Here is an 11,182-nt window from a genome sequence, read left to right as displayed (position 1 = left end):
AAAGAGCCGGAACATACGCCTTTCGTTACAGCCTTCATGAGGGCTCACCACTGCAGATGCAGTGGCTTTTTTACGGTCAGTCCGAGCTGCCTGTGGCAGTGCAGACCTGGGAGCTGCCTGCAGGAGGCTTCGAGGGTATGCATTCACATGCGGAACCTGGCCGCCCCCTGGAGGAGATCTATGTTGTCACGGAGGGCACGGGTGAAATGACCGTCGAAGACGAAACATATTCGGTAGGAGTCGGTGACGCCGTCCTGGCCAGGGTGGGAACGCGGCACGATCTGCGCAACACCGGCGAGGGGCCGCTGAAGGTGATGGTTATCTGGGGCGAGCCCCGGCCGGCCGACTACTCCAACTTGGGATCGGCGAAGGGGGCACGGATGGCCAGGGCCGATGCGTCGCCTCCTCCCACTGCCGGTAAGCACCCGCTGTAACTAGTCCATCGCGTCACGGCTTGCTGAATCTCTGTCCGGGCAAGATAGCTGCACAATCAACGGTAGGCGTGCGACACCCTGTCTGTGATCCAGCCAACGAACAACGCCTTTGAGCAGCCGAAGGCCGAAAAGAGGCTCAACGGGCGGCGCCACACATGCACCACTTTCGCGCCCATATGGTCCGGCGCGGAGCTGACGGTCCAGTCTGCTACGGGACTTCCGGAAATTCGCCGTCGACAAACCGGAGCGGCGCGAACGGACTCGTCGTAAATTTGTGCAGGTGCGCGTCCTCCCTACCAAAGGACGCCTGGAGGACCTGATGGACCCTATCCAACTTCACGGTGCTTCGGATCTCGAGCCGGCGCCGTATCCCAGGGTCGCTGTCGAAAAGCTCCCCACGGATCTGAAGGAATGCGTCCTGTCCGAACCCAACGCCAACCCCAGACGTGCCCACGCATCCCATTCTTACATGCGCCACAGCGGCTACCAGTAAGACGGAGCGACCTCTCCCCCACTGAAGCTATAGCTTGACGAAGTCGCAATTATCGGCATTCAAATCCGAGAGTAGAAGTAGCTACGAGAACTGCCGTCTCGTGACCAGAGTCCAAGCGTTTCGTAGCTGAACATTTCGATCGAAGACATCACCGGGTGGGTCGCAGCTTCTTCGGTCAAACGTTTGGGAACAATGGCTGCGGCCATTCTTATGCTGGCTTCGAGCGCCCAGGCTCGAACTCCTCCGCGGCTCTGCCCTCGGCTTCCAGAAGCTTGCCAACTACATGGCCCGTCGCTGCTCGAAGCCGGCGGAGTCAGGCCCCTGACTACACTCCCAAATGTGTGAGCCACTTTGCGGCCTCCACAGGTGGCCGCCAGGCACCGCGGCCTTACAAACCCGGCCTGGATGTCCCTGGCTGGATCGCCACTACCTGGAACAGGCCGGTTTCCTCGCTGGCGTCCGCCCCGGTCATGCCAACGACGGCGACGGCGACGGGCATATACGACACCAGCAACCCGCTCGGCTGCAACAAACACGTCCAATCACCGCAAGGGTAAAGACCCGCCCGCTCAACTGCAGTCAGTCGAGTAGCGCTAGGCCGAACTCAGCGACGACGGCCCGCAACTCCCTGAGGTAGCGCTGCGCTTGGTCGGTAAGCGGAATCGCGGCGTGGCCGATCCAGCCGATCTCGATGCGTTCGTCAACGTCGAGCGGGATGGCGACGATCTCCGGGTCGAGCTGCCCGCTGATGATGCCCGTCGAGATTGTGTAGCCGTGGAGCCCGATCATGAGGTTGAAGATCGTCGCACGGTCAGAGACCCGGATCTCCTGCTTACTGGACAGGGTGGAGAGAATTTCCTCGGCGAAGTAAAAAGAGTTGTTCGCACCTTGATCGAAGGTTAGGCGCGGCAGGCCGGCGAGATCGGCGAGAGTCGCACGCTCTTTTGAGGCGAGCGGGTGGTTCCGTGAAATGAAAATGTGCGGATCGGCGAGGAAAAGCGGAGTGAACGCGAGCCCGGATTCCCGGAGCAGCTTGTCGATGATCTTCCGGTTGAAATCGTTCCGGTAGAGGATGCCTATCTCGCTGCGGAGTGTCCGGACATCCTCGATGATGTCCCAGGTGCGGGACTCCCGGAGCGAGAACTCGTATTCGGCCACCTCAGTGGCCTTGACCATCCGGACGAAGGCGTCCACCGCGAACGAGTAGTGCTGCGTTGAGACCCCGAGCAGACGTCGCGTAGGTGGCCTGCCAAGGTAGCGCTGCTCGAGGAGGGCGAACTGCTCCACGACCTGCCTCGCATAGCCGAGGAACTCTACCCCGTCGGCGGTGAGGGTGACCCCGCGGGCGGACCGAAGCAGGAGCGCACGGCCCACCCGGGCCTCAAGGTCCTTCATCGCTGCGGACATGGTTGGCTGCGCTACGTAGAGAAGATCGGCAGCCGCCGAGATCGAACCCTCCGCTGCAACTTCTATGAAGTAACGCAGCTGCTGCAGGGTCAATCCACTCGAAATCTGGGCCATAGGGAAATTCTATATGGAAGCATAGTAACCACTAGTTACTTGATACCCAGCGAAAAGCTGCACCATGGATACATCCCCTTCGGAAAGGCCGTCTCTGGCCCATCAACGGATTGGCATCACATGGCAGACGACTTCACCTTCAGCATCACCACCACGCCCTTCGACGAGGACTACTCCCCGTCGGAAGGCTCCCGGATCACGACGAATTTCGCCAACCTGGCACGGGGCGAGCACCGCCAGGAGAACCTCCGCAACGCCTTGACCATGATGCGGCGCCGCTTCAACGATCTCGCAGACTGGGACAACCCGGACCGGGACCGCTACACGCTTGAGCTTGAGATCGTCTCAGTGCAGATAGAGGTCACCGCGGAAGGCATCGACCGGCAGTTCCCGCTGTTCGAGGTTCTCGACATCCAGATCGTCGACCAGCTGAACGGTATCCGCCACCAAGGGATCGTGGGGAACAACTTCTCCTCCTACGTCCGTGACTTCGACTTCAGCGTGGTACTGCCAGCGGCAGCAGCGGAGTCAGGCAAGCCCACCGTTCCCGAGGACTTTGGCGATTTGCACGGCAAACTTTTCCAGCAATTCCTCGATTCGCCCGCCTGCCAGGAACGCTTCCCGCAGCCGCCAGTGGTGTGCATCAGCGTCTCCACGAGCAAGACTTACCGGCGGACGGAGAACCATCACCCGGTCCTGGGCGTCGAGTACTCACAGGACGAGTTCTCGCTGACGGACGCGTACTTCGCAAAGATGGGGCTGCAGGTTCGCTACTTCATGCCACGCGGCAGCGTTGCGCCGCTCGCCTTCTATTTCCGCGGCGACCTGCTCAACGACTACTCCAACCTGCAGCTCATCGGCACGATCAGCACCATGGAGACGTTCCAGAAGATCTACCGCCCGGAGGTCTACAACGCGAACTCCGCCGCCGCCGTCGTCTACCAGCCGAGTCTGGGCGAGCAGGATTACTCGCGGACCCAGATCGCCTACGACCGCGTCGAGCGCAGTCAGCTCGCGATCACCCAGGCGAAGTACACGGAGGAGCACTTCATTACGCCCCACAAGGATCTTTTGGACCGGTGGACCGCCAAATACCCCGCTCTCGTCAACTGACCCACGGAGAATCGTCAATTATGAACTCACTTTTGCCCACCACCGTTGTCGGAAGCCTGCCGAAACCATCGTGGCTCGCACAGCCGGAGACTCTTTGGTCCCCGTGGAAGCTGGAGGGAGATGCGCTGCTCGAGGGCAAGCAGGATGCGCTGCGCATTGCCATCCAGGAGCAGAGTCGGCGCGGCATCGACATCGTCAGCGACGGCGAGCAAACCCGCCAGCACTTCGTCACCACCTTCATCGAGCATCTCAGCGGCGTGGATTTTGAACAGCGCAAGACCGTGCGCATCCGGGATCGTTACGACGCGAGCGTGCCCACCGTCGTCGGAGCAGTGCGCCGCGAGCGGCCGGTATTCGTCGAAGACGCAAAGTTCCTCCGGGCCACCACCGATCAGCCAATTAAATGGACTCTTCCCGGTCCCATGACCATGGTGGACACGCTCTTCGATGACCACTACAAGAGCCGCGAGAAGCTGGCCTGGGAGTTCGCTGCGATCCTGAACCAAGAGGCAAAGGAACTGGAGGCGGCCGGCGTGGACATCATCCAGTTCGATGAGCCCGCGTTCAACGTCTTCCTCGACGAGGTCAAGGACTGGGGCGTTGCTGCGCTTGAGCGAGCGGCAGAAGGGCTGCGTGCGGAGACCGCCGTGCATATCTGCTACGGCTACGGGATCAAGGCGAACAACGACTGGAAGGCGACGCTCGGGTCTCAGTGGCGGCAGTACGAGGAAACGTTCCCGCTGCTTCAGAGGTCCAGCATCGACATCATCTCGCTGGAATCCCAGAACTCCCACGTGCCCATGGACCTCATCGAGCTCCTCCGCGGCAAGAAAGTCATGCTCGGGGCAATCGACGTCGCAAGCGAGACCATCGAGACCCCGGAGGACGTCGCCAACACCCTCCGCAAAGCCCTGCAGTTCGTCGATGCGGACAAACTTATCGCCAGCTCCAACTGCGGCATGGCACCGTTCCCCCGGGACGTCGCACTGGCCAAGCTGAGTGCTCTCAGCGCAGGGACGAACATCATTCGCGAGGAACTCGCCCGCTCCGCCCCCAGGGTGTCATAACGATGTTTCACGCCTACCCCGCAGACACCTGGCTTGAGGCTCCGAAGCAAAGCTTCCCGTCCTCCCTCTCGGCCGACGAATTCAAAGCACTGTTCCGTGGCCACCCGGGAGGTGTCGCCGTCATCACGGCGGATGCCGGCGAAGGACCGGTGGCACTGACGGTATCGTCGGTCGTGTCAGTGAGTGCGGAACCTCCGTTACTGATTTTCTCGGTCTCGGCACTGTCCTCCGCGTCCGAGGTGCTTTCGCGCGCCCAAACCGTCGTCGTGCACCTGCTGGACGCGCACGACGTCGACTTGGCGAAGTTTGGAGCGACCCCCGGCGCCGACCGCTTTGACCAGACGCACCCCTGGTCGCCCCTTGCAACCGGCGAAGCGGTGTATAACGATGTCCGCGCCTGGGTGCGCTGCGCCGTCATCAATCGCATGGAGGTGGGGACCTCCACGATCATCGCCGTTCACGCCCTGGAATCCCGCGTGATGCGCGACGTCCAGGCGGGCGAACCCGGCGACGCTCTGGTCTACCACAACCGTTCATGGCATCGTCTGGGCGAGCATTCCAAGCTTGAAGGCTGAGCGCCGCGCCAACAATGCGAGGCAGGAAGCCGAGCGGCTCACGACGGCGGAAGCATAACTCCCGCCGTCCGCGCTTCGTCGTCGGCGGCATGGACGCACACACGGTCAAAGACCACATTCTTGCCGAGGGCCTGATTGACGATGACACCCTTGTCCAGTTGGGCGAGCGTTCACGATCCTGAACGGCAAGGGTCGGGACGACCTTGTCGGCCATTCCATGATTTCACGTCGACGCTACGACGGCGCCCTAGCCGCCGGCGCAGATCCCCGGAGCGGCGGCCTCGCCGTAGTTGCCAGCCAGCCCATCTAAAACCACCAACAAGCATGTCCGAGGGGTGGCCATAGAGACCACCCCTCACGATGAAGGATCCCTCAAACCATGACATCAGCCGTAGCCAGCTCAGGTACCAAAGCCGCCTCTACCCCGCAAGAAAATGCGTCATCTCCAGAAAAGTTCCGACTGATGCTCATGATGGCCCTCACGCTAGTCACAGGTGTGGTTGACGCGGTCGGCTACCTTGGACTCGATCACATCTTCACCGGAAACATGACCGGCAACGTGGTGATTCTTGCAATGGCGTTGGCCGGGGCGGCGAACCTGCCAACTTTGGGCCCACTTGTAGCACTTGGCGCCTTTCTCCTCGGCGCGGCGGTCGCCGGATTTACGCTCCAGTCAAGCCCGAAAGGCTGGAACCGCAGGGTCACGCTCCTTCTCACAGCGGGTTGTATCGCGTTGACGGGAACCGCCGCCATCTCTCTCATCGTGGAAGACGTCGGCCGGCCGTCCATTCGTGTCATTGTTGCCGCCGTTATCGCCATGCACATGGGCTCCCAGGCCCTGATTGCGCGGCATTTGGGCGTACGAGACATGACCACAGTGGTCATTACTTCCACCATGACTTCCCTCGCCGGAGAGTCACTTGTAAGCAAGCAACGGCCCCGGTTACTCAACCGACGGCTGGGCGCTGTCCTCGCTATGTTCGCCGGGGCCGCCATCGGAGTACTCCTGCTCCATATCCATCTCAGCGTCCCGATCGGCCTCGGCATCGCCATCACCGCCGCTGTGACGGTCCTGGGGAGTCGCCGCTGGCATTGATGCGGTCATCCCACCGGCTGTACCGCACCACGGAGCGCGGACGATCACGGAATCGGTCACAGCTTCCCCGGCATGTGTCCAGGCGGCCTGGCGCCGAACGCTCGTTGTCAAAAAAGCTGTTCTTCGGTCAGATCCCGTTCTGATCCGACGCATCCAAAGCGGCCTTCTGGACTGGTTAAACCGGATTCAACACCGAAGCCGGGCGGTCTTGGCTGTTGGCGAATCTACATCAATTCCGGTGAACTCATGCCTCAGTCCCCGCTGCCGCCGGAACGTGAGCTTTGCCTGGACTTCCGCATTGGCCGCATGACAGCGCGGCGCGCCCCCAACGTCCCGGAGGATGCAGGGCTGGTGTACCGCGAAGTCACGCGTGGGACCTTCGTGTACTTCTGCGACCCCGCAAGCCCGTGACAACGCGGATCAAACGAGAACACCAATGGCATGCTCCGCCAGTACTTTCCTACAGGAACAGACCTCGGCGTTCATAGCGCGAACATCTCAGTGTTGTCGCCACCGAACTCAACCAGCGACCACGCGAAATCCTCGGATGGCGGACCTCCATGGATCACCTCGTTAGACGGGCTTCACCAACCCAACCATAAAAGTAGCCAAGCCCACGGAGCAGCTTTACGGAATCTCCATTATCGGTGATTGACGTAGGAGCAACCTGCGGCAAGAAGCACTAAGACTTTGGACGCCCACAAAGGTGCGAATGCCCGGCGCGGGTGCAGCTTGCCCCGCCGCTCCACTGAAGGCACGTCGGAAGATGTTAGGGGTCCGGCCTGCGCTGCAGGGGCTAGACTCAGGTATCCCGGGTGTCGTGACTGGACATCCGGTGCTCTCCCCCCGGGGTGCCTTCCGGCCACCGTCTTGGGCGTCGGTGCACCATGAAGGCGGTTCCGGGCACAATCGCGGAATGCAGTCCATTGTTCGTCAGGCGGGGGGAGCGGAATGACCAGACAGGGCCGTACCGACTTCCGTCCGGCGCGCAAGCCCGGGATCGAGGGGCTTTCGGCTGACGAGGTTGCCTTGCGCGTTGAGGGCCATTTGACCAACCTCGTCGCCAATTCTTCCAGCCGAAGCGCCTGGGACATCATCCGTTCCAATGTCCTGACTCTCTTTAACGCCATCGTCGCCGCCAGCTTTCTGCTGCTCATGCTGCTTGGCCAATGGCGGGATGCACTGTTTGGATTCGCAGCAGTCAGCAACGCCCTGATCGGAGTCGTGCAGGAATACAAAGCCAAGAAGTCGCTCGACAACCTCGCGGTCCTAACGGACCCGCGGGCCCGGGTGGTTCGCGCCGGGGTTGTGCAGGAGATTGGCGTCGGGAGCGTCGTACTCGACGACATCCTGGTACTCCGCGCCGGAGACCAGGCCCCTGCGGACGCTGTAGTGATTGACGAAACCGGCCTGGAAGTGGATGAGTCACTTCTAACGGGCGAATCCGACGCCGTGCAAAAGGGCGTCGGCACTGAAGTCCTTTCCGGTTCCAGCATCGTCACAGGACAGGGCAGGGCCCGCGTCAGCGGGGTTGGCGCGCAGTCCTATGCGAGCAGGCTGACTGCGGAAGCCAAGCGCTTCTCCTTGGTCCAATCTGAAATCCGTCAGGCTTTGAATCGGATCCTGCGATGGATCACCTTCGCGTTAGTGCCCATCATGGCCATCGTTATCAACGGACAGATGCAGGGCCAAGGCGGCTGGCGGCAGGCCATCTCCACCGGAAGCTGGCAGAATGCTTCCGTCGGCGCCGTGGCCAGCGTTATTGCCATGATTCCTTTGGGCCTGGTGCTTATGACCAGTGTCGCCTTCGCCGTGGGTGCGGTCAGACTGGCGCGCCAAAAGGTGCTCATCCAGGAACTGGCCGCAGTGGAGGGGCTGGCCCGGGTGGACGTGCTGTGCCTGGATAAGACCGGCACCCTCACCGCGGGCAGGATCGTTTTTGATTCGGTTCACGACATTGGTGAACCCCCACCGCCGGGCTGGGAGCAAGTACTCGGCTGGTTCGGCGCAGATCCGAACGCCAACGCGACCGCCCGATGCCTCGAAGCCAACTTCCCGGATGACGGCACCCTGCGCCCTCTTTCCTCCGTCCCCTTTTCCTCGGCCAGGAAATGGAGTGCGGTCAGCTTCCCGTCCGGCACCTCTGTCGCCGGGACCTGGGTGTTGGGAGCACCGGAAATTGTCCTTACAGCCGGCACCGCAGCTACTGATCGTGCGCTCGGCGCTGCATCCGTGCTCGCCGCGACAGGCTTGAGGACGCTGGTCCTGGCGCATACCGACGTGACTGCTTCCACCGTGGAAGGGAACGAAGCAGTGCTTCCGCCCGTTCCTGTTCCCCTTGTTCTCCTGACCTTTCGGGAGAAAGTCCGCCCAGACGCAGCAGAGACCCTGTCGTACTTCTCGGACCAAGGCGTCAAAGTGAAGATCATTTCCGGGGACGATCCCCGAACGGTCGCCGCGGTTGCACGCGAAGTCGGCGTGGTATTCGACGGCGGATTCGACGCCCGTCAACTGCCGCAAGACCCGGAAGAACTGGCCGATATCATGGAGCGCCAGACCGTTTTCGGCCGGGTCACTCCAGCCCAGAAAAAGGAAATGGTCCAGGCGCTGCAACGACGGGGACACGTCGTCGCCATGACCGGTGACGGCGTTAATGACGCGCTGGCGCTAAAGGAATCCGACCTTGGAATCGCCATGGATTCGGCCGCAGCCGCGACAAAGGCAGTATCACAATTGGTCTTGCTTGATGGCCGGTTCGACAGGCTTCCGGGTGTTGTCGCGGAAGGCCGGAGGGTCATCGCCAATATCGAACGGGTTTCGATGCTGTTCCTCACCAAAACCGCCTATGCGGTTCTTCTCTCCGTTACCTTCGGGGCTCTGCTCTGGGGGTTTCCATTCCTGCCGCGGCAGCTCTCGGCAACGGACGGAATCACCATCGGGATCCCGGCTTTCTTCCTCGCCCTGATGCCCAATGCCGCCCGATACCATGCCGGATTCCTGAAGCGTTCACTGTCCTTCGCAATACCGGCAGGCCTGATCATTTGCCTGGCCGTCTTAAGCATCAATGCCTTGTCCCTGGCAGGCGGTTACGGCTCCGGCACCCCGGTTCGGACCATGTCCGTGGTTGTGCTGACACTGATTGCCCTGTGGGTGCTGGTGGTCCTATCCCGGCCCCTGAATATGTGGCGCGTGTTGATCATTGGTGCAATGTACGCTGCGCTTACGCTCGTCGTAACAGTGCCCCCCATCCAGGAATTCTTCGACCTCACAGCACTTGCCGGGGAACAGATTGCAGCTCCTGCTGCAATCGCGTTCCTGGGCTGCTTCGCCATTGAACTCTTGTTCCGGCACCACCGCCGACGCATGAAGGCCGTCCTGGCTGCTCCCGCTTAAGATCAGGCCCGGGGCTGCACCACTCCCGGTCCGGGTCTACGCTGAGCCATGAGCCACCAACAGAAGACCTGGCACGACAAACACAAAGCCACCCTAAGCAGGGGACAACGCGCTGCTGACATCATGCGCAACGGGATGGGGAGCTGGCCCTTCGTTTCGGGCTTCGTCGGCTTCATGCTCGTCTGGGCCGCCATCAATACCTGGGCGCTTGCCTCGAAGGCGTGGGACCCGCACCCCTACATTCTCCTGAACCTCCTGCTTTCCATGCTGGCAGGTCTCCAGGGCGCAATTCTGCTGATCGCCGCAAAACGGCAGGACGCGATCGCCGCCGCCATGGCCCAACACGACTACGACACTAACACCGAGGCCAAAGAAGAAATTGAACTCCTGATATCCATCAACCGCATCCAGCTGGAGATCCTGCAGGAACTGAAGAAGTCAGCAGCACACTAGCCTCAGGGCCCTAGTTGTACTCAGCCAGTAGGTTGGTTGCACCTGCTGATGGGTGGTTTGCCTCCGAGGCTGCCGTGCGGCCGGTGGTTGTTGTAGAAGTTTAGCCAGGGCTGCAGCGCGTCGGTGCGGGCCTGGTTGGATGTGAAGGGTTGGCGGTAGGCCCAGCATTCCTGGAGGGTGCGGTTGAAGCGTTCTGCTTTGCCGTTCTGCCAGGGATGGCGGGGTTTGATCAGGATATGTTTGGCACCCAAAGCAGCCAAGGCGTCCTGGAAGTCGCGGGAGAGCCGGTAGGCGAAGGCGTTGTCGGTCATGACACGCCGGACGGGTGCGCCGTTCGCTGCCATGGCGGCGGCGGCCCGGGTGAGGAACCCGGCGCAGGTCGGGCCTTTCTCGTCGGGCAGGACCTCGGCGTAGGCGAAGCGGGTGTAGTCGTCCACGGCGACGTGGACGTAGTCAAAGCCCATCCTCTGATGCGACTTGCGGTGGTTTGCCGCGCTCTGGGAAGGGTCGGCCCGCCACCCCCCGCCGTCAGGGATCCGGCCAAGTTTCTTGACATCGATATGGATCATGTCCCCTGGGGCGTCTCGTTCGTAGCGGCGGTCGGTAGCCCGGGACGCGCGGATCCGTTCCCCGGTCACCGGGTCCAGATCCCACAACCTGGGCATGCCCGCCCTGGCCAAAATCCGGGAGACCGTCCGGGCGCTCGTGCGGCAGCGCAAAGCCAGGTCCGTTGGCCCTTCGCGGTGCTCCACGCGCTGGGTCAGGACATCGGCAACGACTTCCGCCGAGGTGGCGTGGGGGCAGGATCTTGGTCGGGAGCTGCGGTCCTCGAGGCCGTCCCAGCCGTGGGCACGGTACCGGCTGAGCCAGCGGTGCGCGCAAGTCCGCGAGATGCCCATTTCCTTCGCCACGTGAGCGACGGGACGGCCGGCGAGGACGCGCTCGACGAGGATCCGCCTACCATTCGGAGTCAGACGGGCATTACGGTGAGACATGAGGACCTCTTAGTCGTTGGCTGTGTGTGGTAACCACCAACC

10 protein-coding genes and 2 pseudogenes are annotated in these 11,182 nt (G+C 61.9%); 9 read left to right on the top strand and 3 right to left on the bottom strand.

Annotated features, from left to right (window positions below; translation table 11 throughout):
• The first annotated feature begins 56 nt into the window (after positions 1-56).
• Entirely contained in the window at positions 57-434 is a 378-nt protein-coding gene (locus ACTJK0_RS21040; protein ID WP_440746313.1) for a cupin domain-containing protein, read from the top strand.
• Between the two features lie 208 nt (positions 435-642).
• Here ACTJK0_RS21040 and ACTJK0_RS21035 read toward each other — a convergent pair whose 3' ends face one another.
• Together ACTJK0_RS21035 and ACTJK0_RS21030 are read right to left on the bottom strand one after the other, a co-directional pair.
• A complete protein-coding gene (locus tag ACTJK0_RS21035) occupies positions 643-897 on the bottom strand; it encodes an IS1096 element passenger TnpR family protein (protein ID WP_440746503.1) in 255 nt (84 codons plus the stop codon).
• A gap of 609 nt (positions 898-1,506) precedes the next feature.
• The gene (locus ACTJK0_RS21030; RefSeq protein ID WP_440746502.1) at positions 1,507-2,448 is read right to left on the bottom strand and encodes a LysR family transcriptional regulator; all 942 of its coding nucleotides are present in this window, start codon (positions 2,446-2,448) and stop codon (positions 1,507-1,509) included.
• A 120-nt stretch (positions 2,449-2,568) separates the two neighbouring features.
• Between ACTJK0_RS21030 and ACTJK0_RS21025 the strand changes: the two genes are divergently transcribed.
• The 8 genes and pseudogenes from ACTJK0_RS21025 to ACTJK0_RS20990 all read left to right on the top strand — a co-directional run bounded on the left by ACTJK0_RS21025 (position 2,569) and on the right by ACTJK0_RS20990 (position 10,145).
• The gene (locus ACTJK0_RS21025) at positions 2,569-3,561 is read left to right on the top strand and encodes a DUF1852 domain-containing protein (RefSeq protein WP_440746501.1); all 993 of its coding nucleotides are present in this window, start codon (positions 2,569-2,571) and stop codon (positions 3,559-3,561) included.
• A gap of 20 nt (positions 3,562-3,581) precedes the next feature.
• Positions 3,582-4,628 (top strand): methionine synthase, encoded by a 1,047-nt coding sequence (locus tag ACTJK0_RS21020; RefSeq protein ID WP_440746500.1) that lies wholly within the window; start codon positions 3,582-3,584, stop codon positions 4,626-4,628.
• A gap of 2 nt (positions 4,629-4,630) precedes the next feature.
• Positions 4,631-5,203: a flavin reductase family protein gene (locus ACTJK0_RS21015; protein ID WP_440746499.1), complete on the top strand. Its 573-nt coding sequence runs from the start codon at positions 4,631-4,633 to the stop codon at positions 5,201-5,203.
• A gap of 379 nt (positions 5,204-5,582) precedes the next feature.
• Positions 5,583-6,299 (top strand): YoaK family protein, encoded by a 717-nt coding sequence (locus ACTJK0_RS21010; RefSeq protein ID WP_440746498.1) that lies wholly within the window; start codon positions 5,583-5,585, stop codon positions 6,297-6,299.
• 72 nt (positions 6,300-6,371) lie between these two features.
• Positions 6,372-6,623, top strand: a pseudogene (locus ACTJK0_RS21005) (GntR family transcriptional regulator); the annotation flags it as partial.
• A 48-nt stretch (positions 6,624-6,671) separates the two neighbouring features.
• Positions 6,672-6,901 (top strand): annotated as a pseudogene (locus ACTJK0_RS21000) (transposase); the annotation flags it as partial.
• A 349-nt stretch (positions 6,902-7,250) separates the two neighbouring features.
• Positions 7,251-9,692 carry a cation-translocating P-type ATPase gene (locus ACTJK0_RS20995; protein WP_440746497.1) on the top strand — a complete coding sequence of 814 codons (2,442 nt, stop codon included), beginning with the start codon at positions 7,251-7,253 and terminating at the stop codon, positions 9,690-9,692.
• A 48-nt stretch (positions 9,693-9,740) separates the two neighbouring features.
• The gene (locus ACTJK0_RS20990; RefSeq protein WP_440746496.1) at positions 9,741-10,145 is read left to right on the top strand and encodes a DUF1003 domain-containing protein; all 405 of its coding nucleotides are present in this window, start codon (positions 9,741-9,743) and stop codon (positions 10,143-10,145) included.
• Between the two features lie 20 nt (positions 10,146-10,165).
• Here ACTJK0_RS20990 and ACTJK0_RS20985 read toward each other — a convergent pair whose 3' ends face one another.
• Entirely contained in the window at positions 10,166-11,140 is a 975-nt protein-coding gene (locus tag ACTJK0_RS20985) for an IS481 family transposase (protein WP_440744822.1), read from the bottom strand.
• Positions 11,141-11,182 lie beyond the last annotated feature (42 nt).

Source organism: Paenarthrobacter sp. 22069, assembly GCF_052046035.1.
Classification (GTDB): Bacteria; Actinomycetota; Actinomycetes; order Actinomycetales; family Micrococcaceae; genus Arthrobacter.
This window is presented reverse-complemented; position numbering and strand designations above follow the sequence as displayed.

Coding starts and splice junctions, on each gene's coding strand:
- ACTJK0_RS21040 (WP_440746313.1), top strand. CDS start 57: ATGCAGTGGCTTTTTTACGGTCAGTCCGAGCTGCCTGTGGCAGTGCAG.
- ACTJK0_RS21035 (WP_440746503.1), bottom strand. CDS start 897: ATGGGATGCGTGGGCACGTCTGGGGTTGGCGTTGGGTTCGGACAGGAC.
- ACTJK0_RS21030 (WP_440746502.1), bottom strand. CDS start 2,448: ATGGCCCAGATTTCGAGTGGATTGACCCTGCAGCAGCTGCGTTACTTC.
- ACTJK0_RS21025 (WP_440746501.1), top strand. CDS start 2,569: ATGGCAGACGACTTCACCTTCAGCATCACCACCACGCCCTTCGACGAG.
- ACTJK0_RS21020 (WP_440746500.1), top strand. CDS start 3,582: ATGAACTCACTTTTGCCCACCACCGTTGTCGGAAGCCTGCCGAAACCA.
- ACTJK0_RS21015 (WP_440746499.1), top strand. CDS start 4,631: ATGTTTCACGCCTACCCCGCAGACACCTGGCTTGAGGCTCCGAAGCAA.
- ACTJK0_RS21010 (WP_440746498.1), top strand. CDS start 5,583: ATGACATCAGCCGTAGCCAGCTCAGGTACCAAAGCCGCCTCTACCCCG.
- ACTJK0_RS20995 (WP_440746497.1), top strand. CDS start 7,251: ATGACCAGACAGGGCCGTACCGACTTCCGTCCGGCGCGCAAGCCCGGG.
- ACTJK0_RS20990 (WP_440746496.1), top strand. CDS start 9,741: ATGAGCCACCAACAGAAGACCTGGCACGACAAACACAAAGCCACCCTA.
- ACTJK0_RS20985 (WP_440744822.1), bottom strand. CDS start 11,140: ATGTCTCACCGTAATGCCCGTCTGACTCCGAATGGTAGGCGGATCCTC.